Origin of the sequence: Streptomyces sp. NPDC020597 (assembly GCF_044335095.1) — a bacterium.
Lineage (GTDB): Bacteria > Actinomycetota > Actinomycetes > Streptomycetales > Streptomycetaceae > Streptomyces.
On sequence record NZ_JBIRUL010000030.1, the window covers coordinates 51,710 to 75,881 of the forward strand.

The 24,172-nt window shown below is 69.2% G+C and carries 20 protein-coding genes and 1 pseudogene; 9 read left to right on the plus strand and 12 right to left on the minus strand.

The features are described from left to right. Positions 1-66: 66 nt before the first annotated feature. Complete coding sequence (locus ACH4ZA_RS33690) at positions 67-1,236, plus strand: steroid 3-ketoacyl-CoA thiolase (RefSeq protein ID WP_319279485.1); 1,170 nt, start codon at positions 67-69, stop codon at positions 1,234-1,236. On the opposite strand, the gene ACH4ZA_RS33695 is transcribed toward ACH4ZA_RS33690, so the two are convergent. From ACH4ZA_RS33695 to ACH4ZA_RS33725, 7 genes are all read right to left on the minus strand, one after another. Then, positions 1,220-1,384, minus strand: coding sequence for a DUF397 domain-containing protein (locus ACH4ZA_RS33695; protein ID WP_319279484.1), 165 nt, complete (start codon positions 1,382-1,384; stop codon positions 1,220-1,222). The genes ACH4ZA_RS33690 and ACH4ZA_RS33695 overlap by 17 nt on opposite strands. After that, complete coding sequence (locus ACH4ZA_RS33700; protein WP_398433063.1) at positions 1,305-1,577, minus strand: Scr1 family TA system antitoxin-like transcriptional regulator; 273 nt, start codon at positions 1,575-1,577, stop codon at positions 1,305-1,307. Before ACH4ZA_RS33700 ends, ACH4ZA_RS33695 begins: the two co-directional genes overlap by 80 nt. Positions 1,578-2,058: 481 nt before the next feature. Beyond that, positions 2,059-2,400, minus strand: coding sequence for a toxin C-terminal domain-containing protein (locus ACH4ZA_RS33705; RefSeq protein ID WP_398433047.1), 342 nt, complete (start codon positions 2,398-2,400; stop codon positions 2,059-2,061). Positions 2,401-2,570: 170 nt separating this feature from the next. Beyond that, positions 2,571-2,807 carry a helix-turn-helix domain-containing protein gene (locus ACH4ZA_RS33710; protein WP_164313931.1) on the minus strand — a complete coding sequence of 79 codons (237 nt, stop codon included), beginning with the start codon at positions 2,805-2,807 and terminating at the stop codon, positions 2,571-2,573. Between the two features lie 14 nt (positions 2,808-2,821). Then, entirely contained in the window at positions 2,822-3,160 is a 339-nt protein-coding gene (locus ACH4ZA_RS33715) for a helix-turn-helix transcriptional regulator (RefSeq protein WP_319279481.1), read from the minus strand. After that, a complete protein-coding gene (locus ACH4ZA_RS33720) occupies positions 3,157-3,540 on the minus strand; it encodes a type II toxin-antitoxin system RelE/ParE family toxin (RefSeq protein ID WP_319279480.1) in 384 nt (127 codons plus the stop codon). Before ACH4ZA_RS33720 ends, ACH4ZA_RS33715 begins: the two co-directional genes overlap by 4 nt. A gap of 657 nt (positions 3,541-4,197) precedes the next feature. Continuing rightward, a complete protein-coding gene (locus ACH4ZA_RS33725) occupies positions 4,198-4,647 on the minus strand; it encodes a winged helix-turn-helix domain-containing protein (RefSeq protein ID WP_319279479.1) in 450 nt (149 codons plus the stop codon). 294 nt (positions 4,648-4,941) lie between these two features. On the opposite strand from ACH4ZA_RS33725, the gene ACH4ZA_RS33730 reads away from it, so the two are divergent. From ACH4ZA_RS33730 to ACH4ZA_RS33745, 4 genes and pseudogenes are all read left to right on the plus strand, one after another. Continuing rightward, a complete protein-coding gene (locus ACH4ZA_RS33730) occupies positions 4,942-5,121 on the plus strand; it encodes a hypothetical protein (protein ID WP_319279478.1) in 180 nt (59 codons plus the stop codon). 51 nt (positions 5,122-5,172) lie between these two features. Further along, positions 5,173-6,659: pseudogene (locus tag ACH4ZA_RS33735) on the plus strand (replication initiator). Beyond that, positions 6,656-6,847, plus strand: a complete 192-nt coding sequence (locus tag ACH4ZA_RS33740) for a helix-turn-helix domain-containing protein (RefSeq protein WP_319279477.1) — start codon at positions 6,656-6,658, stop codon at positions 6,845-6,847. The pseudogene ACH4ZA_RS33735 and the gene ACH4ZA_RS33740 overlap by 4 nt, the downstream one beginning before the upstream one ends. Further along, a complete protein-coding gene (locus ACH4ZA_RS33745; protein ID WP_319279476.1) occupies positions 6,847-8,280 on the plus strand; it encodes a site-specific integrase in 1,434 nt (477 codons plus the stop codon). Before ACH4ZA_RS33740 ends, ACH4ZA_RS33745 begins: the two co-directional genes overlap by 1 nt. 10 nt (positions 8,281-8,290) lie before the next feature. Here the strand turns inward: ACH4ZA_RS33745 and ACH4ZA_RS33750 are convergent, their stop codons facing one another. From ACH4ZA_RS33750 to ACH4ZA_RS33760, 3 genes are read right to left on the minus strand one after another with little or no spacing between them, the layout of a single operon-like run. Continuing rightward, the gene (locus ACH4ZA_RS33750; protein WP_319279474.1) at positions 8,291-8,572 is read right to left on the minus strand and encodes a hypothetical protein; all 282 of its coding nucleotides are present in this window, start codon (positions 8,570-8,572) and stop codon (positions 8,291-8,293) included. Then, positions 8,569-15,549 carry an RHS repeat-associated core domain-containing protein gene (locus ACH4ZA_RS33755; RefSeq protein ID WP_398433048.1) on the minus strand — a complete coding sequence of 2,327 codons (6,981 nt, stop codon included), beginning with the start codon at positions 15,547-15,549 and terminating at the stop codon, positions 8,569-8,571. Before ACH4ZA_RS33755 ends, ACH4ZA_RS33750 begins: the two co-directional genes overlap by 4 nt. A gap of 25 nt (positions 15,550-15,574) precedes the next feature. Further along, on the minus strand, positions 15,575-15,946 hold the full coding sequence (locus tag ACH4ZA_RS33760) for a hypothetical protein (RefSeq protein ID WP_398433049.1): 372 nt from the start codon (positions 15,944-15,946) through the stop codon (positions 15,575-15,577). 401 nt (positions 15,947-16,347) lie between these two features. On the opposite strand from ACH4ZA_RS33760, the gene ACH4ZA_RS33765 reads away from it, so the two are divergent. Beyond that, positions 16,348-17,475 carry an acyltransferase gene (locus tag ACH4ZA_RS33765; protein ID WP_319279472.1) on the plus strand — a complete coding sequence of 376 codons (1,128 nt, stop codon included), beginning with the start codon at positions 16,348-16,350 and terminating at the stop codon, positions 17,473-17,475. Positions 17,476-17,481: 6 nt separating this feature from the next. On the opposite strand, the gene ACH4ZA_RS33770 is transcribed toward ACH4ZA_RS33765, so the two are convergent. Then, complete coding sequence (locus ACH4ZA_RS33770; protein WP_398433050.1) at positions 17,482-17,913, minus strand: hypothetical protein; 432 nt, start codon at positions 17,911-17,913, stop codon at positions 17,482-17,484. A 183-nt stretch (positions 17,914-18,096) separates the two neighbouring features. Between ACH4ZA_RS33770 and ACH4ZA_RS33775 the strand changes: the two genes are divergently transcribed. After that, positions 18,097-18,537: a hypothetical protein gene (locus tag ACH4ZA_RS33775; protein WP_319279469.1), complete on the plus strand. Its 441-nt coding sequence runs from the start codon at positions 18,097-18,099 to the stop codon at positions 18,535-18,537. After that, the gene (locus ACH4ZA_RS33780) at positions 18,534-20,666 is read left to right on the plus strand and encodes a hypothetical protein (protein ID WP_398433051.1); all 2,133 of its coding nucleotides are present in this window, start codon (positions 18,534-18,536) and stop codon (positions 20,664-20,666) included. Before ACH4ZA_RS33775 ends, ACH4ZA_RS33780 begins: the two co-directional genes overlap by 4 nt. Here the strand turns inward: ACH4ZA_RS33780 and ACH4ZA_RS33785 are convergent, their stop codons facing one another. Beyond that, complete coding sequence (locus ACH4ZA_RS33785; protein ID WP_398433052.1) at positions 20,667-22,799, minus strand: bifunctional glycosyltransferase 87/phosphatase PAP2 family protein; 2,133 nt, start codon at positions 22,797-22,799, stop codon at positions 20,667-20,669. A 647-nt stretch (positions 22,800-23,446) separates the two neighbouring features. Here ACH4ZA_RS33785 and ACH4ZA_RS33790 point away from each other — a divergent pair. Next, positions 23,447-24,118, plus strand: coding sequence for an O-methyltransferase (locus ACH4ZA_RS33790; RefSeq protein ID WP_319279040.1), 672 nt, complete (start codon positions 23,447-23,449; stop codon positions 24,116-24,118). The last annotated feature ends 54 nt before the right edge of the window (positions 24,119-24,172 follow it).

Below are 24,172 nucleotides of genomic sequence, written 5' to 3' on the forward strand. Positions count from 1 at the left end.
CGTCACGTCAGCAGACTGCACACAGCAGAACTAGAACACGTACTAGTTCCGAAGGGATCCGCACCCATGGCCGCCGAACCCGTGATCGTGGAAGCAGTCCGCACTCCCATCGGCAAGCGCGGCGGCGCGCTCGCCAACCTGCACCCCGCCTATCTCCTGGGCGAGACCTACCGCGAACTCCTCGGCCGCACCGGCATCCCCGCCGACGCCGTGGAACAGATCGTCGGCGGCACGGTGACCCACGCCGGCGAACAGTCCATGAACCCCGCCCGCACCGCCTGGCTGACCATGGGCCTGCCGTACGAGACGGCGGCGACAACGGTCGACTGCCAGTGCGGCTCCTCGCAGCAGGCCTCGCACATGACGGCGAACATGATCGCGGCGGGCGTGATCGACGTCGGCATCAGCTGCGGCGTCGAGGCGATGAGCCGCGTCCCGCTCGGCTCGGGCTCCAAGCACGGCCCGGGGAAACCGTTTCCGGACGAGTGGAACGTCGACCTGCCCAACCAGTTCGAGGCGGCGGAACGCATCGCGCGACACCGCGGCCTGACGCGTGCGAACGTGGACGAGCTGGGCGTCCTCTCGCAGAGCCGGGCGGCGACGGCGTGGTCGGAGGAACGCTTCAAGCGCGAGACCTTCGCCGTCCAGGTCCCCACCACGGAGGACGAACAGGCAGCCGGCCAGGGCATGTGGCGCCTGGTCGACCGCGACGAGGGCCTGCGCGACACGTCCCCGGAGGCCCTGGCGGGCCTCAAGCCCGTGATGCCGACGGCGATCCACACGGCCGGCAACTCGTCCCAGATCAGCGACGGCGCGGCGGCGATCATGTGGGCGTCGAAACGGATGGCGAAGGCCCTGAAGCTGAAGCCGAGGGCGCGGATCGTCGCCCAGGCCCTGGTGGGCGCGAACCCCCACTTCCACCTGGACGGCCCGATCGACGCGACCCGCGCGGTGCTCGGCAAGGCGGGCATGACACTGAAGGACATCGACCTGGTCGAGATCAACGAGGCATTCGCGTCGGTGGTGCTGAGCTGGACGAAGGTCTTCGACGCCGATCTGTCCAAGGTCAACGTCAACGGCGGCGCGATCGCCCTCGGCCACCCGGTCGGCGCGACGGGCGCCCGCCTGATCACCACGGCCCTGCACGAACTCGAGCGCACGGACAGGGAGTTCGCCCTGATCACCATGTGCGCAGGCGGCGCCCTGGCAACAGGCACCATCATCCAACGCCTGTAACCCACCCCAGAAACCGCGAAATCCCGGCGGGCCCAAGGATGAGGACCGGACCCGCCGGGTTCTCGGAATCACGAACGGCAACGCCGGCAGCACCTGCACGTTGATCCGAGGTTCCCCTCGAACGACGACAGATGGGCCGGTTGCTCACGCATAACGACCCGCCCGCCGATCTCCTGCCGCTGCGCCGCTTCGCTCAACACCAGCCAGAAAACAGGCGGATCGGCCTTGCCGCATACACGCTGGCGAGCGAGCCGGACGGCGGCGCGGTCATCGAGGTCCTTGCGATCGAGCACGCCGAGAACGGCACGGGCGTGGGCCGGGGTCTGCAGCAGCCCGTGCACCAGGTGGGTCTGGAAGGTGCAGATCTCAAGAGCCTGCGCCTCGAGTGTTGCGGCGTACTCGTCCGGGACGGGTTGACCTATGTTCGCAGGCAATCGGAATACGGTTGACAATGGATTCCTGCCAGATCAGCGGCTACCGCTCGTGTCGTGTAGATGTGTACAGCCCCGTCCCACCCCGACTCGATCTGAAGCCGCCCCCGGATGGAAAGCTGACAATACGGCCCGCGCCCGGCTGCCATTCCCTCGACAAGGTCAATCGCCTGCGGGGACTGGACCTCCGCCCCGTTGTAAAGGCCTAGGTGCCTGTCGGAGAGGGGCTCACTCACCAGCAGCTCGCCGACCTTCAGGAAGCCAACGCCACTCTTCTCGATCGCCGCTCCGAGAACCTGGCGCAGTTCCGATGCATACGAAACCCAGGCGCCTGCGTCTGCCAACTCCTCTCGCACGCGCTCACTGCGAGGGCTGAGGATCAGCTCCTTGCTCATTTCGCCAGCCATTCGAGTCCCCGCAGCTCTCCGTTCGGCCCGATATCCAATCCATAGGTTCCGTCTCGGGCCGAGTCCTTGGTCGACTGGAAGGGATTCCGGTCATTTGACCCCTTGAATACAGCGTCCTTATTATGCCCAATCCGGTCGAAGGTGATGAACTTAGGCTGACCTCCTCCAGCTTTCTTATTCTCCCCAATTAGGGTCGTTCCTGCAGACAACTTGTTCTTCTTCGCACATCCGAGGCATCTCGCAATATCATCAGATTGCGCACGGGTGAGCGTGTTGAGGTTGCAGTTGCTGTTGTGAACCAGGACTGGCGTGACCCCTGCCAGCACATAGTACGTGTGCAGGCCGGGCCGCTCCCACCTGAAAGTTTGCTGGTCAGCGGGCGATTTGACAGTCGCCGGATGTTCGTGCCCGTGCGCTGGAGTCTGCTGGTGTTGCCGTCACTACTGCCGTCAGTGGTCTACACCGCCTGGGGAATTCCAGGAATTCCGAATGCGTGTCAAGCGGCTTTGTCGTGCGGGGTGAGGCTGATGGTCAGGTCGGCGCCGAGAGCCTGAGCCAGGCGGCGCAGGAGGGGAAGCGTGGGCACGGTCCCGCCGCCTTCGAAGCGGGAGATCTGCGGCTGCTTCATCCCGCACCGCTCGGCCAGCTCGGCCTGGGAGAGCCCGAGCTCGATGCGCCGGTCGTGGACGAGTTGCCCGAGCTCACGGGCGAGCGCGGAAGGCGGGTCCTGCATGGTTCCTCCCCGCCTCAGGCCGCTGGGGCGACGATGGTGACGGTGGGCTCGTCTCCGCCGGCGAGGTGCACGTCCACCGTGAGGTCCAGTACGCGGGCCAGGCGCATGATGACCGCGATGGGCGGCAGCTCGGTGGCCGTCTCGATGCCTTCGATGTCATCGACGTCGACGTGCATGCGCTCGGCGAGATCGGCCTCGCTCAGGCCCAGCTGCTTACGCCGGTCGTGGACGGCCTTGCCCAGCGTCATGGCGAGGCCGGCCTCTTCGTAGACCCGGTCGTACTCGGGGTCGGCGTCCAGGTGTTCGCCCAGCAGCCGACGGTGGCGACGGGTCCTCCATTCGCTGTGGTTCATCCGTTCTCCTTGAGGTCGCGGCTGTAGAGGTCGTGCTCAGCGGCGGCTTCATGCTCTGCCTCGCACCATCGCTGTGCGGCGTGGGCGCGGTCCACTTCGGCCTGCTCGCGCATCTTGGTCTTGCGGAACACGGTGAGCAGCACGACACGTCGGCCGGGCGCCAACCAGTAGGTGATCCGCTGATGGGCATCGCCCAGGCGGAAGCGCAGCTCGCGGAGCTTGCCGCCCAGGTGGCGGGAGTGCGGTTCGTCGAGCGTGGTGGGCTGCTCGGCGAGCAGGTCGGCGACGCGTTCGGCCTGCTTGTAGTGATGGGCGGGAATGCTCTCCAGCCACAGCCGCACCTCCGGCTCGATCTCGATCGAGTACCGCCCGCTGTCCATATCGCCGATGATATATGGCACGGGGTGCGAGAACGCCAATACATAGTTCAAGCGGTGTGCCGTCGCCGCGACCGCAGCCACTCCAGCGTCGCACACCCCCGTACTCCCCCCTTCGTCCTGACGCCACGGCGCCGCCCGCAAGCCAGCGACAACCTGCCAAGGCAGTGCAGGCTTCTTTCGGCAGGATCGGGCCCCAGCAGGAGAGGCAGCGTACGGCCGGGCTGGTGCGTCGCCCAGTCTGGCGGCGTGGGGCCGGGGCGGGAGGAGTCGGCCCCCGACGGGCGGCCGGGAGCTTCGCCCCCGCCAGAGGCAACGCCGGCCACCGCGCTCGGCGAGTCCGGCGGCGGGCGTGAGGGTCGGCCCCCTGGTCGGCCATGTGCCTGCGATCCGGCCGTAGGACGGTCGTGGGCGACAACTTGCTCTGCCGGGAGCCCTGTTACGGTCAGCCCGGGCGACCAGGCAAATTGCCGCTCCGGCAGCCCCGGATCGCCCCCGGCTGCCGGGGCGGCTCGCCACCCGCGGCGTAGTCGGCCTCCCGATTGAACGGCGGGTTTGTCGGCGACGGCGGCCAGCCAACGCGGGCGGGGCCCGCCTTGAACCTCGAAGAGAAAATCTGAACGCACGCCCCGGGCCACGCGGGCCACGCGCCACGGCGGGTCAGTGACCCCGGTCGCTGACGTCCGACTCCAAGGCCTCGACGCGGCCGCGAAGGTCGGCGATCTGCTGAGCAGCCTCGGCCAGCGCTCGTTCCAGCGCCTCGACGCGGGCCGTCGTCCCGCCGGCGGGTGCGGTTGCCTCCGGACCGTCGGGGCCATCGGCGCCGTCGGGGTGGTCGCGGTGGGCGACGAAGGCGCCCTTGCCGGGACGGGAGATCGCCCACCCGTCCTGCTTCAGCAGGGCCATGGCCTTCTGCACGGTCAGGCTCGACGCACCGAACTCCCGCATCAGCAGGGCCTGCGTCGGCAGCGCGTCACCCGGCCGCAGCCCACCGGAGCGGATCCGCCCGCGCACGGTCTCGGCGATGACCTCGAACGTCAGCGGTACGCCGCCACCCGCCGGCCTGCGCCCGCGCCGCCCCACCACCACGCCGGTCACCCCGCTTTCCACGCCCTCTACCAGCAAAATCCGGCCCGTCCAAACCGGAAAACCGGCCCCACACTACCCGCGTCCCACCACCCAGCAGAAAGGAATGAGGAAGGATGTACTTGAATGCGCCAGTGAGGCGATGTTAACGTCACGCACCCGTCGGTGATCACCACCGCGCCCCGCCGACCATCCTCTGGTCCGGCCCCCGCGCCCAACTCCGAGGCGCCCCGTTCCCCTGTGAGCCGATCACTTCGGCCTGCCCACGTGCCCCGCGCCGTACCGCTTCCGCGCACTCGTCGAAAGGCCTCTTCTCGCATGTCCGCACAGCTCCAACTCCCGTACTCCACGACCGTTCCAGCCGCCTCGCGTCCGTCGTCGCCGTTCACGGCACCGACCTGCCCGACGGACGTCACCGCCTCTGCCGCTCCAGGGCGGGCGCTGGAGCGTCGCGCCAGGCTCACCGCCAAGCTGGCCAAGGTCGCCGCCACCGGCTAACTCCCACCCCTCGCACGGCAGATAGCCGGACTCGGCGGATGCGCGCGCCCGATCCGCCTCACCGGGCACCGCACCCGCCTGGACACCGCGACCGGTGAGGTCCTCGACCACTTCGACTCCGGCCGGCTCCCGGCAGGCGAACTGCTGGTCCGCTGCGGCAACCGTCGTGCCACCCGCTGCCCCGCCTGCTCCACCGTCTACCGCTACGACACCTACCAACTCATCGCCGCAGGCCTTCGCGGCGGCAAGACCGTCCCGGCAAGCGTGGCCGCGCACCCGCGCGTGTTCGCCACGCTCACCGCCCCCGGCTTCGGGCCCGTCCACAACCAGCCCGACACCGGCCGCTGCCACTGCGGCCAGGTCCACTCGGACGACGACCCGCTCCTCGGCACCCCGCTCGACCCCGACCGCTACGACTACGCGGGCGCGGTGCTGTGGAACGCGCACTCCCCAGCCCTGTGGGCACGCTTCACCACCCACCTGCGGCGCGAGATCGCCAAGGCCGCCGGGCTCACGCAACGAACCCTGCGGGACCACGCCACCCTCTCGTACGCCAAGGTCGCCGAGTACCAAAACGAGGCCAGGTCCACTTCCACGCCGTCATCCGCCTCGACGGACCCACCGGACCCGCCAGCACACCACCCGACTGGGCCACCACCGGGCTCCTCGACCACGCCGTCCGCGCCGCCGCCACACGCACCCGCGTCCACCACGAGAGCGAACCGCCGAAGCAACCGCAGCCCGCCGGGCACATCCCCGCGTACCCGCCCCAAACCCCAGATCGAGCAGAGCGGTTGGTGTTCCAGTTCGGGCGGCAGATCGACGTCCGGGCAATCCGCGGCACCGACTTCACCGGAGACGGCCCCGTCACCGACCGACACGTCGCCGCCTACATCGCCAAGTACGCCACCAAGGGAGCCGAGACCACCCTCGACCGCCGACTCCGCCTCCTCGACGAACTCGCCACCCACGACATCACCGACCACACCCGCCGCATGATCCACACCGCCTGGCACCTCGCCACCAAACGACGGCACGCCCACCTACACCTGCGCCAATGGGCCCACATGCTCGGCTTCCGAGGCCACTTCTCCACCCGCACCCGCCACTACTCCACCACCCTCGCCCGCCTCCGAGCCGAACGCACCGCGTGGCGCCTTGGTCGACCCGACACCCAGCCCCCAGCCCCTGCGTCGGCTCAGATGCAGGCCGGTCAAACGGACGGCAGTCCGGTCGGTGACCACGCCGAACACCCCACTGACCTGGCCCCCGGTCACCCCAACATCGCCGGTCAGCGCGTGGACTCGGACACCACGCTGGTCATCTCCCACTGGCAGTACGCCGGAACCAGCCTCCTACCCGAACTCGAACACCTCGCCGACCTCCTGACCGCGACGCGACAGACCCGACCCGAACAACCGACCCGAACCCGGCTCTCGGAACACTCTGGTGACCGCGCCGGTCACTCCGCCGGTCACCCGGTCGGTCACCCCACTGATCCGCTGACCAGCGCTGTCCGGGCAGGGGCCGTCGCGTGACCGCCAGCACGGAACTCCTCACCGTCCCTCAGGTCATGGCCCGCCTCCAGCTCGACCGCTCCGCCGTCTACGACCTCCTCCGCACCCGCCAGCTCGCCTCGATCACTCTCGGTCGCGCCCGGCGCATCCCCACTCACGCCCTCACCGACTTCATCCGTACCCGCCTCGACCAGGAAGCCGCTGCCTGATGACCACGCCCCGCGACAACCCCGCCTCCCGCCGCACCCGCGCCAACGGCGACGGAACCGTCTACCAACGAAAGGACCACCGCTGGGAAGCCGCCGGATACGTCCTCGCCCCCGGCAACACCCGTCGCCGCGTCCGTGTCTACGGCACCACCCGCAAAGAAGCCCTCGCCAAACTCACCGAGAAGATTGCCGCCAGCAACCGCGGCCTTCCCGTGCCCTCCGCGCAGGGCAGCGTGGCCGCGTACCTGACGTACTGGCTGGAGAACGTCGCCGTCCACCACCTCCGCGAAAACACCCACACCCGCTACACCGCCGTCGCCCGGCTCTACCTCATCCCCGGCCTCGGACGGAAAAGACTCGCCAAGCTCACCGCCAAGGACGTCCGCACCTGGCTCAACCAGCTCCGCACCACCTGCCAGTGCTGCACCCGCGGCCTAGACATCGCCCGCGACCAACCCCGCTGCTGCGCCGCCGGAAACTGCTGTTCCAGGCAGCTCTCGCCGCTGACCCTGACCTACGTACACTCCGTACTCAAGTCCGCCCTGGAACACGCGGTCCGCGAGGAGGAGATCCCGCGCAACGTCGCCCGCACCGTCCGCACCGGCACACCCCGGCCCCGACGCTTCGAACCCCTCACCGCCGAGGAAGCACGCGCGTTCCTGGCCGCCGCCAGCGGTCACCGATTGCAGCCGCTGTTCGAACTCGCCCTGCACACCGGACTCCGCAAGGGCGAACTCCTCGGCCTGCGCTGGGAAGACCTCGACTTCACCGGCGGCACCGCCAGCATTCGACGCACCCTCCAGCGCACCAACACCGCTGGCCTGACCGCCCTCCCGACCAAGACCCAGAGCTCTGAACGCCGCATCGCCCTGCCGACGCCGTGCCGGCACTCCCTCGAACAGCACCGCAACCGCCAGCGTCAGGAACGCGACGCGTCGGGCGCGGGCTGGAAGGACAGCGGCTACGTCTTCACCCGACCCGACGGAGCCCCAATCGAGGGAGCCACCCTCACCCGGCACTTCAACACCCTGCTCCGCCGTGCCAGGCTCCGCCGCATCCGGTTCCGTGATCTTCGACACTCGGCGGCCACCCTCCTCCTGGAGCAGGGCGTCGAACTCGTCGTCATCAAGGAACTCCTCGGCCACGCGCACATCGGCGTCACCGCCACCGTCTACGCCCACGTCCGACTCCGGCTGCAGCGCGACGCCATCGACATCCTCAGCACCGCCCTCCGCCACGCCGCCAACAGCACTGCCGAGCCCGATGACGGTGACGCTCCCCGCTTTGCGCAGCACCCGTCCGCTGACGTTGCCGTCAACTACTGCCGTCAGACGCCCCAGAGGCCCCACCGGAAACAAAATCCGGTGGGACCTCTGGACTCCCCCAGGAAGTCGCCATGCATCCTTCTCAGGAGACTGCGCGGACTTGGTTGACGAATTTCAACTATTGACCCTTTGCCCGCCTCAGCCGCTCAGCGAGTGGGATTTGACTAGGTGGCCTCAAGATGAATTTGTCCTTCTGCTCGTCAAAACAGTCCAGATAGCCGCTGACTCGATCGCCAACCTGGTAATTATCCCCAGCGTCAATGTACAGGGCGTCGATGAGCCCAACGCGAGATAGTCCCAGGTCCACGATGATTCCCCAGCGAAATACCGCCTCAATCTCACCATCGACCATCTCGCCGATGAGATGTTGCTCATATTCGCTGAGCTGTCCGTTTGTCACTGTCCTACCAAACTTCGCGGGTACTGGTTGAGTCGATCGAACACGGTGTTCGGAATGGCAACCTCCACGCCAGGAACGCCATTATGTGAGCCCACATACTGACTGAAGTGCTGTTCAAAATCAGCTTTCGGGATTCTGATTTCGACGACACCGCCGTCATAGCCTCCACGGCTGGCGTAATCGAGCGCAATAGTCTTCCCTTCGTCCGCCAGCCCGAAGTACGCCCGCCCATCCGGATACCCATTTCCAGATCCCGGGAAGTCACTCTCGTGGAAGCCATCCTTCAGCAACCTATCCGTCATGCCAGTACCAGGCGCCTTGTACATGGATACTTCCGGGCAGCCATTGCTGTTATGCACAAGAACCGGCGTATTGCCTGCAAGTACATAGTACGTGTGGAGGTCGTCGACGGTCAGGTTGTACATGTCTGCGGAGCCGACTTGGTCGTTGACCGCAACAACCTGGACATGGCTGTCAGTGACGGTGTTGAGCAGGTGGCCCGGCTGCAGGTGAGCCGCGTCTGTCCAGGTGTGAAGAGTGTCGTTCCAGAAGGGGTGCTTGGCGGTGGTGTGGATCGTCGAGTTACGACCATCGGCCGTGCGGATGGTTACGTCAACGAGGTCGTAGTCATGGTGGACGAGGCGCGCAATGACGGACCTAGCGCCCTTGTGCTTTCCGGTGCTCGGGTCGGCAGCCTCAACGTCGTCCCCAGGCTTTACCTTGCTGATCGCCTTGCTCTTGCCATCTTTGAGCAGGACTGGCGTGTCAGGCGAGAAACTACAGGCAGTCTTGAAGAGATTAGCGGCGGCCGTCTCCGCCTCTACTGCGACCGCGCTCGAGGCACCTCGTGCCATGAGGGCTCTGCTGATGGAGCCGAAGGCCAGTCCGGCCACAGTGATGACATCGGAGACAAGCGCCTCGCCGCAGTCGCCGCGACCGGTGAGACAGTGAATGTTCGCCTTGATACCCCACGGATCGTTTGCACTGCCGTGCGGGTCCCTGATCAGCCCCGCGCGAGCGGCCGTATCGCAGAACGCCTCAATACCGTCGCGAATGCCGCACTTGCGGTCCGCCCAGCGCGCCAACAGCTGAGCGTAGGAGGCGGAGGAGGGGGCACCTCCCCCATACTGGTAAAAGAGCTCGTCCCTTGTCGGAATGACAACCCCGTTGACAACAGGGCGCTGGCCCCCCGACGCCGTACCGCTCGTAGCCGGCAGTTCGGTAGGGCCTCCCCCATTGCGCTTGCGGGCGTTGTCGCGATTCTTCGCGGTGTGGGTTCCTCCCTTGCCGCCGCTGTCGATGTAGCCGCCGCCGTTGTCGTCCGGAAAGATCTTCCTGCCGTCGGGGTCGGAATAGGTGACAGGGTTGTTGTTGGCGTAGGCGTAGCCGTTGAGGGACTGGTGTTGGTCGAGTGAGAGGACGGGGTCGACGCTGAGGAACTGGCCGATGGACGGGTCGTATTCGCGGGCGCCGATGTGTGTCAGGCCGGTTGTGGCGTCCCTTGTTTTGCCGAGGAAGCCCTTGTCGTCGGGCCAGGGGCCGTACAGCGGGGCGCCGCGGTCGCTGCCGAACGGCGTCGTGTAGCGCTTGGTGAAGGTCTGGTTGGCGTCCGGGTTGAGGGCGAGCGACGAGGTGTTGTGCCGGTCGCCCGTCAGGTAGCTGAGCTTGTTGGTTCCCGACTGGTTGGTGCGGACGGCCGCCGTGACATCGCCCGCGGCGTAGTAACGCTGCGCCCACATGGCGCCGTTGGCGCGGAGGTGGAGTTCCGTGGCGCCGGCGTACAGAACGCGCTCGCCGTTCTGCGTGTTGCGGATCAGCAGGGAGCCGTCGGCGGAGTACACGTAGTCCGTCGACGCCCCGTTCTCCGTGAGCTTGCTCAGTTGACCCTCAGGCGACCAAGCCAGGGTCTGGGTTCCCTTCGCACCGGGGCGAAGCGACGTGTTGCCGGAGTTGTCGTATGTGTAGGTCCGCTCCGGGGCTGTGCACGTGGGTTTGGTCGTGGTGCCGGTCAGGGTGTGCGGCTGTGCGGTGTTGGCGTAGCAGTAGTTCGTCTTCGTGTCGCCTGTGCTCTTGTGGACCGTCTCGCTGGTCCGCTGACCCGCTTCGTTGTACGTGTAGGACGACCAGTACGGGGCCGGGCCCGACAGGCTGGACGCGCTTCGGGCGTCGGAGCACTTCTGCGAAGCGGGGGTCCAGGCCTCGGTCAGGCGCTGGTGGCCGTCGTACGCGAAGCACTGCGTGTCGGCGGAACTCACGCCGCCCAGAAGAGTCGGATCGCTGATCGCCGTGACGTTACCGGTCTGGTCGTAGGTGTAGTTGAGGTCCTGCAGCATGTAGCCGTGCGTCTTGTCCGTGACGTGGCTGCGAGTCAGGCGGCCGGTGCCCTCCTCGAAGGTGTTGGCGACGAAGAAGCTCTTGCTGTCAGTGCCGCCTGTTCCCAACTCCAGTTGCATGGGCTGCGCGAGAGCCGAGTAGTCGACGTCCAGCAGATAGCCGGTCGCGCCGCCGATCGACTTCACATGGCCCAGGGGATCGTAGTCGTAATCGACATACTCGGACGGCAACCCTCCGAGAGCCGGCTCCTTCGTCATCTTCAACGTGCCGTTGATGTTGTAGTACGTCTCGAGCACCAGGGTGGACGGCGCTCCGGCCTTCACGAACGGGTCGCTCGCGGGCAGTTGCAGCTGGGTGGCGGTGGCGCGGTTCAGATTGTCGTACGCGGTGACGGTCTGCGTGTAAGCCGCTCCGGACTTCCCGCCCACGTACCTGGTGGACGAGGTGGGCTCACCCTTGAGGGGAGTGTCATAGGCGAAGGCGGTGAGCTGGGTGGCGTCCGTCTTGGAGTTCTCCCAGGTACCGGTGGGGCGGCCCAGTTCGTCATAGGCGGTCAGGACCGACTTGCCTCGTGCATCCGTGGACTTCACCGGGCGGTCGAGGACGTCGTACTCGGTGGTGGTGGATCCCTTGTCGGGGTCGACCGCGGACACCGGGCGGCCGAACAGGTCGTAGACGTATGACCATGTGGCGTTGTCCGGTCCGGTGATCGTCTCCTGTTGTCCGTCCGGGCCGTAGGTCAGCTTCGTGTGGGTGTACGGAGCCCCGACAGTGCTGCCGAAGGAGGCGTCGGCCGGGCTTGTGCTCGCGTACTCACGTGTTTCGATCGTCTGGCCGCGCACGTCGGTGATCGTGCGGTGCGCCGAGCCGCCCTCGAGCGCCGTGGTCGCGACGGAATCACCGGTGTAGCTGGTGGCGGTGGTCCACTTCTTGACCCCGAAGATGTACAGGCTGGTGCTGGTGGCACGGCCCGCGCCGTCGAACACCGTCTCTGCCTGCGTGGGGGCCTCACCGTTCTCGGCCCTCGTGTACGTGCCGTTGGGCGTGCTGGTGTTGTCGAAGATGTCGGCGTGCGTCTCGTACGCCAGACCACGCGTGTCGTAGCGGGTGTCGGTCAGCAGCCGACCGCCGTTGGGAGTCGGTGACTGTGACTGGAGGGGACGCAGGAGTGCGTCGTACAGCGCGTAGGTGGTGTTGTACGTTTCGCCGTCGTTCTTCAGGGACGAGGACGAGACCCACGACGCCTTGGTGTTGTCCAGGTGGTAGGCGAACTTCTGGTTCGGCGCCTGGCTCCCGCTCGCCCGGTTCGGCAGCCAGACCTGGGTCGTGCGGCCGAGCGCGTCGTAGCTGACCTCGGTCTTCTTGCTGTTGACGTCGTAGACGCGCAGTGGCTGGCCTCGGCGCGGGTCGAGGAAACTGACCGTCTTGTAGGTCTTGGGATCAGTGGTGGTGGTTCGGGTAAGCGGTCCTGCGTCGACGGGGATGTAGGCGAGCAGAGTGGGAGAGTTCGTGGTCGCGTCGCTGACGCTCAGGGGCCGGCCCAGAGTGTCGTATGTCGTGGCGGAGATCTTCTGCCATGCGCTCGGCAGACGGTCGCCGTTGGCGTCCGCGGTGGCTGCGTAGCCGGTGGCGCGGCCGGTCCAGGTCGCCAGACCCTTGGTGGGCTTCTGGGACGCCGACCAGGCCGTGACGGTGGCGGTGTCGTACACGGTGCTGACGTCGGCGATCACATCGCCGCGCTTGGGCTTCGCCGGGTCCATGGACGCGGGCAGAACCAACGAACTGTCCGCCGTCGCGCAGGTACGGGCGACCGCACGGGTGCGTGACACCGCACTGGTGATGCCGAGGTCGGCGTTGCGGGCGTACCAGTTGCGCGTGCAGGTCTCGTCCGATGCCTTGCCCACGTCCCCGGCGTCCTCCACCGTCACCGGCATGCCGTAGCTGTCGAATGACGTGCTGGTGAGGCGCTCTCGCCAGGTCTGGGAGGTGGTCAGGTAGGTGTAGCTGTGCACCTTCTGTGTGCGGACGTAGCGTGCGACGTGGTCGCCGGCACCGGGCGTGGTTTGCCGGGCCGTCTCCTGTGACCAGGGGTCGTTGACCGTCGCCGCGATCGCCGTGGAGCCGTCGTAGGTGACCTGTTCACGCAGTTGCCCCGCGTACTCGGCCCTGTCGGAGACCGAGGCCGCTCCGAGGGCCGGTGCCGGCAGCGGTGCTACGGAGACGGACTTGGTGGTGCCGTCGCTCTTCTCGTCGCCGTGCATGCCCTGCAGGTAGAGGGAGACAGTCTTGGAGCGCGTTACGTCCGTCGCGCCCGTCCATGCCGTGACCTGGGCGTATCCCCGCCATTCGGACCAGGTGCGCTCGTCCTTCTTCGTCATCGGATCGTCGTTGTAGTGCCAGGCGGCGCCGCTGTAGGAGTACGCGTGCTCGACCGTCTCGTTGGCGGCGGTCGGGTCGGAGACGGTGACGGCCAGCACCCGGTACTTGTGGAACCAGTCGATGGAGGCGTTCTCGGCGCCGTTGATGTGCCAGAACTGCGGATAGCAGGATCGCGTGTTGGTGTCGGGTGCCGCGTTCAGCACCTGGCTGCGCACGCACTCCTCGCCGGAGAGGGTCACCGTGGTGATCGCACCGGTCTCGGAAGTGACGGTGTTGATGCGCGGGCGGGTCAGGGGCAGGATGTTGTCCGTTGCGTCGACCCGGTTGGGGCGCATGTGGTACGTGAACGTCACCGGTGCGAGCGTGATGGGCGTGTCGCCCGCCTTCGCGGTGCGTCTGAGGGACTTCAAGGTCAGCACTTGGTCGGAGCTGTCACCGATGTCACCGCCGTCCAGGTACTCCTCCGTCAGGTCCCAGGAGTCCACGGCGTCGTACGCGGTCGTGGTTGCGTTGTAGGAGAAGGTGTCGATCCCGGTCAGGCGCTTGCGCGAGAAGAAGGACGGGCCAGCCGCGTCGCAATCGTCGTCGTCCTTGGAGCAGATCGCGTCGAAGGGGACGTCGGGCCAGCTCTCCGAGGTGTCCTTGGTCAGGCTGGAGCAGTCCGAGGCGGTGCAGCGTTCGGCATAGCCGAAGGTGACCTTCGCATCGGGCTTGTCGGTGAAGAGAGCGCCCTTGCGCAGGCCGTATTCGATGCGGCTCAGGTAACCGCCGCGCGTGTAGGCCGCGTTGGCGGTCTTGGACTTGTTCTTCTTGTAGTAGTTGGTTTCCTTCGCGTACCAGTAGGTGGCCGCGTTGCCTCGGGTGTCCTCGACGTAGTCGAGGTTCCACCGCCAGGCCTGGTCGAGGGCACGGTCGGCGAAGGCGTCGCCGCCGGAGTAGCCGGGCTCACCGGAGTCGTCGCCGAAGACCGGCACCGTCGAGACGGAGTTGGTGCGCTGAGCGTCGTCCGCACCATCGAGCTTGTTCTGGCCGAACACGTATTTGGTGCCGTCGCCCGTGACGACGGTCCAGTACTCACCGTTGTCGTCGCCGTTGTCAGCGCCGGTGGAGCGCGTCACCTTCGAGGCGTCGTCGTTCTCCAGCCGCCACAGCCCATCGTGGTCATCCTTGACCAGCCTCGAGGACTTGCCGTTCAGCACGATGCGCGCGTTGTCGTACTTCCAGCAGGAGTCGAAGACGTCGTCGTGACCGTCGTCGTCGCAGGACCCGTAGGAGCGCTCGATGTAGGACTCGGTGATGCCGAAGCCCTCGCCGACCGAGGTGCCCTGGTTGTTGGAGGTGGCGGTACGGCCGTCCACGCTGCCCGAGTCGTACGAGAGGGACAGCGGCGGCTGCGGGCCTGCGGCCGCCGGCGGCAGCGTGAAGTCGTACGACCAGGTGAAGGAGCCCGAACTGCCGCCGGACTCCCAGGACGAGGACGCTGACAACGGAGTCGCCGCGTAGTTTCCGGAGCCTTTCGGGGATGCTCCGGAACCGGGTGCGGCGGCCGTCACGGCCAGCACGGTGGCGGCGGGAGCAGCAGCACTGCCCGTCTTCATGAGCTGTGTGGCAGGTCCGCCGCCGGCCTCGGCGAGGCTCACGTTGGCTGACACGGACTGACGCTCGAGGTCGTTGTCTGAGACCAGCGGACGCTGCTTACGGCACTCCGGCTTCTCGGGCGTCGTCACCGCGCAGGCCGGGAGTTGCACGAGACGCAGTCGCTGAGACCAGCCACCGCCGATGACGGAGGCGAAGCCGCTGTAGTCAACGCTGACCTTTGCGTCTCCGGCGCTGTCCGCGTCCGCGGTCAGCAGCACGCCGGTGATGCCTGCCGCGCGGGCGGCGTTCTGGTCCAGCATCGTCAGGCGCGTCTTGCCGCCCGCGGCAGCTTTCCCGGCGGAGAGCGGCGCTATGGTGACAGGGACACCGGCAGGCTTGGCGCCGGACGCTTTGCCGACCGTGAGTCCGAGGGTGGCCGCGCCCTCGCCCGGCCAGGCCGCTGTCTGCTCCTTACGAGCCCGGTCGGCTTGGGCCTTGTTGGTCTTCCTGTCCTCGGCGACTTTCGCACGTGCCTCTTTGGCGCCGAGACCGTGCATCTCATGGACCTTGCTCACCCGAGACTCGGGCACGTCCGGCCGTCCCAGGCCGGTGGCCTCCGTGGCCTGGGCCAGCTGCGCTGCTCCCAACTGCATCACGAGCGCCAGGGCCAGAGACTGCACGAGCATCCGGCCCCCCGGGCGTCGTGTCACGTCACTCGACACTCTCGACGTGCCCCTGCCAAAGATCATGTGTTTCCGCCCCACCCGGTCCCGTTGTAAAGAGTTTCAGCAGTCTCTGCGCACGCTTTCCCAATGTCGCGTCCGGCTTCTGCCAGCCGCCGCCCGGTTTGCTCACCCGCACGGGGACGACCGACTGCTCGAGCGTCAGAGTGAAACCGTCGGGGTTGGCGAAGGTCGTGGTGCGGTCGGTACGTTCACCCGTCACCTCCACACGCTGCCCGGACTTCTCGGCCTCGGCCAACGCCTGCTGCGCCTCGGTCAGCGGCGTGGGGTCGGTTTCACCGGCGGAGGCGGCGGCCAGTTGGCCTGGCAGTACAAGCGCACCCGACAGCACGACCAGCACGGCCGTGGCGGCTGACACACGCCTGCCCCGCTCCGGGCCTGGGTTTCTGGGCATGCCTGATTTCCCCCGCACGAACCCCACAGAACCCCGCCCCCAGAGTCACAAGATCTTCAAAATTAAGCGAATTCAAACTCCCCTCTCACCTTGCGTCAAGGTCATATGACCTTGCGCAATCGCCTCCGGAGCTCCACTTGGCTTGAATGCGTGCAACAAAACCGAACAAGGTCCAGCACAGGCAACGCCGGGCGGCGACCCGTTGGCCGAAAGTGAACTGGCCCTGTCTGACAAGGGTCCTGTACGAGGCCGGTGTTAGCCTCTGCTCTTTGTGCGTGGGGCGGACGTGTGTCGTCCGAATCCCGTCCCGCGCAGGTGATTCCGCCGCCGTCGACGAAGGACTGCCGTTGATCTCCATACCGGGAGCCGGACGCGATCGGCTGCCCTCGCTCACGGGGCTGCGTTTCTGGGCGGCTCTGCTCGTCGTGCTGTATCACCTCTCCCGGCAGACGGGGAAGGTGCCGGGGGTCAGCGACGCCGTCTGGTACGGGCGCAGTGGTGTCACGTTCTTCTTCGTGCTGTCGGGAGTCGTGCTCGCCTGGACGTACGACGGCGCGAACGTGCCCGCCCGGGTCTTCTTCTGGCGGCGTTTCGCCCGGATCTGGCCGTTGCTCGCGGTCGGCGTCGCGGCGTCCGTGGCCGCCTACATGTACATGGACCGTGCCGTGTCGGCCAAGGGCATCGTCGCGAACCTGCTGCTGGTGCACGCGTGGTTCCCGCAACGGGTCATCAACGCGGGAGGCAACCCGGCGGCCTGGTCGCTCAGCGACGAGGCCTTCTTCTATCTGGCCTTCCCGGTTCTGCTGGCGCTCCTCGCCCGCCGGCGCGCCCGGGTGTGGGTGTGGACCGCGGTCGCCGTCACCTGCGCGGCGCTCGTGCTGTGGCCCGCTCTGTCCGGTCTGCCGCCCGCCACCCGTAGCTGGGCCCTCGACTACCTGCCGCTGACCCGGTTCCTGCAGTTCGTGCTGGGCGTGGTGGCCGGGCTGGCGCTCAAGCGCGGCTGGCGGCCTCCTGTGTCCCTGCCGGTCGCCGCAGGACTCGTCGTCGCCTGGCACCTCGCCCTCGTTCCCTGGTCGAAGGCGGTGCCGGACGCCCTCTGGTACAGCCCCTACTCCGCCTCCCAGTTGCTCTCCGCGCCCGTCTTCGCGGTCCTGATCTGCGCCGCGGCGCGCGCCGACCTGGACGGTCGGCGCACGGGTCTGGGCGGGGTCTGGATGATCAGGCTCGGGCACTGGTCGTTCGCCTGGTATCTCCTGCACGAGATCGTGCTCCGGCTGGCCGTCTTCCGCTGGGGCAGACCCGATCCAGGCGGTGACACGCTCGTGTTCTGGGCCGGTGTCCTGATCACCAGTCTGGCCCTGGCCGCCGTGGCCTACCACTGTGTCGAGCACCCCGCGGAACGCCGGCTGCGACGTCTCGTCGGCCGGCGGTCCGCTCCCGTCCGCGCGCCCTCGGACGTGACCGCCGCCCGGTGAGCGACGTCAGCGGGCGGTCTGCCGCGCCCGCCAGAACCGCCGGGCCCTGACGAACGTCGTCCAGCAGGCGGCGAGGAGGCTGCCCGCGGCGACGAGTGAGAAGAGGACGAGCGCCGGGTTGATCCAGACCGGGACCAGGTCGTAGGACGCGTTGCACTTGTCGTGCAGGGGGAAGAACCGGCTCGGCTCGCGCCAGTGTTCGCTGCGGTAGGCGTCGTCGTAGGTCTGTCCCCGCAGGGCGCACGTCTCTCCCACGTCCAGGCCGCCGGAGAAGATTCCGCAGAGCCAGACGAAGAACGTCACGGCGCCGGACAGTGCCGAGAGCAGCAACCACAGGACGGGGTGATGACGGCCGAGGCGCGCACCGACGGCAGCAGCGGCAGCAGGGGTGCGGCCGGGGACGCCTGCGGCGGAGTCGGCGGTGTCCCCGTCGCTCATGCCGTCGCCCCCTCGAACTCCCCCTGCCCGCCCCGCACTCACCCGGGCGAGGGTACAGGGAGCGCGCAGCGGTCTCGTGCCCTTCCCGGTCCCGGACCGTCCCACCCCTCGCCGATACCGCCCGCCGCTCCAACTCGGCTCTGTAGCATGCCGTTTCACACGGACCATGGGGAGGGACCGGGAATGCTCAGCGAGGCGTTGACCGCGGCTGCGGCCGGTGGGGGGATGGCCGTGGTGCAGGCGGCCGGATCGGACAGCTGGGCGTGGTTCCGGGCCCGGTGCGCCCGGCTCGTCGGGCGGGGGGACGGCGACGCCGAACGCGAGGCGCTCGAGCGGCTCGATCGGACCGCCGCCGTCCTGGACTCCGTCGACGAGGGTGAACGGGAACGGGTGCGGACTGTGCACGCCGTGTTGTGGCAGGGCGAGTTCGCCTCGCTGCTGGAAACGCCCGACGAGGAGGAGCGTGCGCGCGTCCTCGGGCAACTCGCCCAGCTCGCGGCGGACTTCGGCGCAACGGGCGACACCTCGCGTGGCCTCGTCGCCGGGAACGCCTTCCACGGTCCGACCGCCGTCCAGACCGGCGATCACAACCGGCAGGAGAACCACTTCGGGCCGGGGAGATGACCGAGCCCGGCGGCGGTGAGGCCGAGGTCTCCGGCAGCGTCTTCCACGGGCCCACCGCCTTCCAGGCAGGCGACCACAACGTCCAGATCGTCCATCATCACGCCGTCCTCACCGCCGGGGACGTCCTCGACACCGCCGCCGACGAACTCGCTCGCGTGGTCGGCGCGCAGTGGCAGGAAGAGGCCGCGCTGCGGCGGCTGTCGGAGCCCGCGCCGCTGCCCGTGCGGTGGCGGGTGAGTGAGCGCAGGGCGGCGGGGCGGGTCGTGGGCGCCACCGGGGAGGGGGCGGGCCGGGCCCGCTTCGGTCCGCTGCCGGGCGTCGCGCCGGCGACCCGCGCCGGGCTCCGCGCCGGCGGCGGGCTCGCCGAACTGCACGCCGTCTACGGGGGTCTGGCGTCGGGACGGCTGCTGCTCCTCGGGCCGCCGGCCGCCGGCAAGACCGCCGCCGCGGTGCTTCTGCTGCTCGACGCCCTCGCGCACCGGGCGGCGCAGTCCTCGGCCGCCGACCGCGCCCGCGTCCCCGTGCCCGTTCTGCTGTCCCTCGACGGATGGGACCCGGCCGAGGAGACCGCCACCGACTGGGCCGCGGACCGGCTCAGCCGCGAGTACACGCTCTTCCACGGACGGGGCGGACACACCCGCGCCCGACGGCTGCTCGAACAGGGACGCGTCTCCCTCCTCCTCGACGGTCTCGACGAGGTCACCGGCAGACTGCGCGGGGCCATGGTCAGCGCACTGGAGACGGCGCCCTTCCGTCTGGTGCTGGTGTCACGGGCCAAGGAGGCCGTGCTCACCGCGAAGAAGTCGCGACTGGGCGGCGCCCTCGCGCTGGAGATACAGCCCGTGCGTCCGGCCGACGCCGCCGGGTACCTGCTCGACCGGCTGCCCGCCGCTCCCTCGCCCGCCTGGCGGGCGCTCACCGGGCGGCTCCTGTCGGAGACCGGCCCCGGCCATGTCTCCGCGGGCCCCCTCGTCGACCCGCTCGCCGCCGCGCTCTCCGGGCCGCTCGCCATCGCGCTGCTGCGCGACGTCTACGGCGACGACGACCCGGTCGACGAACTCCTCGACGCCGCCCGCTTTCCCAGCGCCTCCGCCATCGAGAACCATCTCCTCGATCACGCGGTGGCCGCCGCCTACACCCGGCGCCCCGGGCACCCCCGCCCTCGCTATTCCGTCAGGACGGCCGAACGCACGCTCCGGTACGTCGCCGCCCGCCTCGCCGAGGAAGGCACCCGCGATCTGCGCTGGTGGCACGTTCCCGGCTGGACGAGCCACCGGCCCCGGATGGCCGCCGTGTGGATCGTCTCGACGGTGGTGTGCGGGACACCCGGTGTGCTCATGGCCTGGAGCCTCAGCCCGTCCCTTCCGGCCGCCGTGCTCGGCCCGCTCGCGGCGATCGGGGGCGGCTACGAGATCGCTCGCCGTCTCGCGGCGTTCAGCGTCCCGCAACCGCTGTCGAGCGCGGGATGGCGCGACATCTTCACCAGGAGGACGGTCGGGTCCGGCCTCGGGCAGTGGCTGTTCGTGGGCACCCTGCTCTGTCTCGTCGTGCCCCTCCTACCGCTGCTCGACGACGCTCCGCCGTGGTGGCTGTGGTATCTGGTCACACTCCCGCTCGGCTTCAGCGAGGTGCTGGTCACCGGCCGCGGGTACGAGATCGTCTCCGGCGCGCCGTTCCTCTCCCTGGGAACGGGCCGTCACTACGATCCGGTGCGCGAGAACCACTCCCGGCCCTCGGTGCTCGACACCCGGTCGGTGGGACCGCGAGACGTGTGGCGCCACCACCTCGGGCTGCGCCTGCTCCTGGGGCTGCTCACCGGTCCCGCCCTCGCGCTGTACATCGGCCCGATCGTGGGCTGGGCGCAGTACCCCCTGCTGGGAGTGATGTTCGGGGTGACGGCCCTCGTGTGGACCGGTGCCTCCGCGGGCCTCGCCGGCAACCTCGCCGTCGCCACCGCGCTCACCGCCGTCCAGCTCCACTACGAGGAGGGCACCCCGGTACGGCTCATGCTCTTCCTGGAGGACGCCCGCCGCCGCAATCTGCTGCGGGTCGCGGGCCCCGTCTACCAGTTCCGGCACGCCCGTCTCCAGGAGCGGCTGGCCGTCGGGGAGCGGAGGACGGCGGGGTGATCATCTCGGCGCCGGGTCCTTGCGCGGCGCGGGCGTCGACTCGGCCGCCCTCCTCTCCCTCGCCGCCGCCGTCTCCGTCGTAGCCGCCACCGTCGTGGTCGCAGTGGTCGCGACCGCCGCCGTCGCCGCCGCCGTGATCGCGGCAGGTGCCCGGGGGCCCATCAGCAGGTAGGACAGGCCGAAGCCGGCCAGCACCACCGCCGCGCCGCCGGCCGCGTCCAGGACCCAGTGGTTGCCGGTGGCCACGATGGACGAGACGGTGAGCAACGGGTGCAGCAGGCCCAGGGCCTTCACCCACCGTCTGCGGGCGACGATCGCGATGACCAGCCCGCACCACAGGGACCAGCCGAAGTGCAGGGACGGCATCGCCGCATATTGGTTGGTCAGCGCGGTGAGGGTGCCGTAGTCCGGCTTGGAGAAGTCCTGGACGCCGTGCACCGTGTCGATGACGCCGAGGCCGGGCATCAGGCGGGGCGGGGCCAGCGGGTAGAGCCAGAAGCCGACCAGGGCCAGCAGGGTGGCGAAGCCGAGGGACGCGCGGGCCCACCGGTAGTCGGCCGGGCGGCGTACGTACAGCACCGCGAGGACCGTCAGCGGGACGGCGAAGTGGAACGACGTGTAGTAGAAGTCGAAGAAGTCGCGCAGCCGTCCGACGCCTGCCACCCAATGGTTGACGGCGCGCTCCACGTCGAGGCGCAGGAAGCGCTCGAGGTCGAGGATCTGCTGTCCGTGCGTCTCCGCGCGTGCCCGTCCACCGGAGTTGGTGCCGCCGGTCGCCGCCAGCCGGACCTGCTGGTAGGCCGCGTACGTGACACGGATCAGCAGCAGTTCCAGCAGCAGGTTGGGGCGGGTCGCGACGCGGGGCAGGAACGGCAGCAGCGGCACGCGCGCCCAGCGCGCGGGCACCGGCGGGGCGGTCTGCGCCGGTGCCGGCGTCCGGTAGGAAGGTGCCGTGCGCGGCAGGAACGGGACGACCGTGGCGGCGGCGAGGGCGGCCAGCAGCATCGCGTTGTCGCGCAGCGGGTTCAGGACCGCCGTGTGGGGCAGCAGCATGCTCCCGGGGAGCGTCATGACCAAGATGACCGTCACCGGCCAGACACAGCGGTCGCACGCGCGCCTGCCGACCCGGCCGACGACCGTGGGCAGCACCCACAGCAGCTGGTGCTGCCAGGCGGTGGGCGACAGGGCGATCGCCGCGCAGCCGGTCACGGCGACCGCAAACAGCAGCTGGCCGTCACGTGCGTAGCGGACCGCCCGGCGCACGCCGAGGACGGCGACGGCCGCGCCGAGCGACAGGAACAGGCCGATCTCCAGCGGCCCTGACAGACCGAGGCGCAGCAGGGCGCCGTGCAGGGACTGGTTGGCGAGGGCGTCCGCCGCGCCGCCGAGGCCGGCGCCCGCCATGTGGTGCACCCAGTAGACGGACGAGTCGTGCGGCATGGCCGCCCAGGTGAGCAGGGTGACGCCGGCGAAGGTCGCCCCGGAGGCGGCCGCGGCCCGGCGGCGGCCGGTGCACCAGAGCAGGACGGCGAAGAGCAGGACCGCGGGCTGGAGGGCGGCGGCCACGCCGATGAGGACTCCGGTGGCCCGCCAGTCCCGGGCGGCGAAGCAGCCGAGGACGACCAGCAGGACCGGGACGATGCTGGTCTGGCCGAGCCAGAACGCATTGCGCACGGGCAGCGACAGCATGAGCAGGCTGATCGCTACCGGTGCGGCGAGCAGCGAGGCCCGTCCGCCCAGCGGCCGGGGCAGGTGGCGGGCGGCGATCACACCGAGCGCGGCGACCGACAGCAGCGTGCCGAAGGTCCAGCCCCAGCCGAGGGCCTGTTCGGCCGTCCGGGTGAGCGGTTTGAGGACGAGCCCGCCGAAGGGGGTGCCGGTGAAGCGCGTGGAGCCGTAGAGCGAGCCGTTGACGTGCAGCACGCCGTCGGGTCCGACCCAGGCCTCCAGATCCGTCAGCCGTTCCCCGCGCGGGGTGCCGAGGACGACGGCCGCCTGGCGTACGGCGAGGACTGCCGCCACGAGCCAGAGGCCCAGGCGGGCCGCGAGGAGACCTGCCCCGGCCGGGTCGGTTCTGTCTGCCGGGGGTCCGAAGGGTTCCGCCGTCGGCCCGCCGTGTTCCGCATTCGCCACGCTCTGTGGCCTCCCGCCCGTTCGTCCACGCGCACTGCGCGGGATCGCCCGGCGCCTCTCCCGAGGCGCACGTCAATCCCCCCGCACACGGAGACGTCGGCCCCCTCTCGCTCGCCCGACGTTTTATCTCCTTTTGCCCGGTAGAGGATAGTGCGTCCATCGGACCGCTCGCCCCCGCGAGGGGCGGAATCCGGATCACCGCGCGACCGAGAAAGGGCTCCCACGTCGTATCTTCGTGGCGGCCAAGTGCGGTGGGGGCACGGAGAGTGCCGGGGTGACAAGAGGCGTGCCATGTTTACGGCGGCGGCCTCGGACGCCCCTCGGGACGCTTCTCGGACGCGGCTGCACCCGGCGGTGGGCGGAGGTGCACCCGGCGGGGGCGGCCGTGCACCCGGCGGGGGCGGCGGTGCACACGGCGGGGGCGGCGGTGCACACGGCGGTGGGCGGAGGTGCACCCGGCGGGGGCGGCCGCCGGCCGCGGCCGCGGCGTCTGCTCCGGGCGGGTGAATTCGGCCGGCCGGAGCCGTGCGGCGCGGGCGGACGGACGCCTTCCGCGGCGGGCGTCGTTGACACGGCTTGTTAGCACAACTAACCATTTGTCACTGGCATGCCGCCCCGACATGTCAGACACACGAGAGGCTGAGCGCATGAGCGAGTCGCAGGTCTGGGACGCCGTCGACGCCTACTTCACCGGCCGTCTCGCCCCGGACGACGAGGTGATGGCGGCCGCGCTGCGGGACAGCGACGCCGCCGGGCTGCCGCACATCAGCGTGACGGGAAACCAGGGCAAGCTGCTGCGGATCCTCGCCGAGGTGCAGGGGGCCCGGCAGATCCTGGAGATCGGCACGCTCGGCGGGTACAGCACGATCTGGCTGGCCCGCGCGCTGCCCGCCGACGGCCGGCTGATCTCCCTCGAGTACGACCCCCGGCACGCGGAGGTCGCCGTCCGCAACATCGCACGGGCGGGCCTCGACAAGGTGGTCGAGGTGCGGGTCGGCGCGGCCCTGGAGTCGCTGCCGCGGCTGGCGGACGAGAACCCGCCCCCGTTCGACCTGGTCTTCATCGACGCCGACAAGGGCAACAACGTCCGCTATCTGGAGTGGGCGCTGAGGCTCACGAGCGTGGGCAGTCTGATCGTCGTCGACAACGTCGTCCGCGGCGGCCGGGTCGCCGACGCGGACAGCGACGCCGAGGACGTGCGCGGCAGCCGCGGCGCGATCGAGCTGATCGGCTCACATCCGCGGCTGAGCGGCACGGCGATCCAGACGGTGGGGGCGAAGGGCTACGACGGTTTCGCGCTGGCGCGCGTCCTGGCGTAGCCCCGGCGGCCCGTCGGGCTCCTGTGCGAACCGTCGGGGTCCCGCGCGGCCCGG

Bases quoted from the DNA above. Each gene is read 5' to 3' on its own strand.
- ACH4ZA_RS33690 (WP_319279485.1), top strand. From the start codon at position 67: ATGGCCGCCGAACCCGTGATCGTGGAAGCAGTCCGCACTCCCATCGGC.
- ACH4ZA_RS33710 (WP_164313931.1), bottom strand. From the start codon at position 2,807: ATGCAGGACCCGCCTTCCGCGCTCGCCCGTGAGCTCGGGCAACTCGTC.
- ACH4ZA_RS33715 (WP_319279481.1), bottom strand. From the start codon at position 3,160: ATGAACCACAGCGAATGGAGGACCCGTCGCCACCGTCGGCTGCTGGGC.
- ACH4ZA_RS33720 (WP_319279480.1), bottom strand. From the start codon at position 3,540: ATGGACAGCGGGCGGTACTCGATCGAGATCGAGCCGGAGGTGCGGCTG.
- ACH4ZA_RS33730 (WP_319279478.1), top strand. From the start codon at position 4,942: ATGTCCGCACAGCTCCAACTCCCGTACTCCACGACCGTTCCAGCCGCC.
- ACH4ZA_RS33745 (WP_319279476.1), top strand. From the start codon at position 6,847: ATGACCACGCCCCGCGACAACCCCGCCTCCCGCCGCACCCGCGCCAAC.
- ACH4ZA_RS33755 (WP_398433048.1), bottom strand. From the start codon at position 15,549: ATGCTCGTGCAGTCTCTGGCCCTGGCGCTCGTGATGCAGTTGGGAGCA.
- ACH4ZA_RS33770 (WP_398433050.1), bottom strand. From the start codon at position 17,913: ATGAGCGACGGGGACACCGCCGACTCCGCCGCAGGCGTCCCCGGCCGC.
- ACH4ZA_RS33775 (WP_319279469.1), top strand. From the start codon at position 18,097: ATGCTCAGCGAGGCGTTGACCGCGGCTGCGGCCGGTGGGGGGATGGCC.
- ACH4ZA_RS33780 (WP_398433051.1), top strand. From the start codon at position 18,534: ATGACCGAGCCCGGCGGCGGTGAGGCCGAGGTCTCCGGCAGCGTCTTC.
- ACH4ZA_RS33790 (WP_319279040.1), top strand. From the start codon at position 23,447: ATGAGCGAGTCGCAGGTCTGGGACGCCGTCGACGCCTACTTCACCGGC.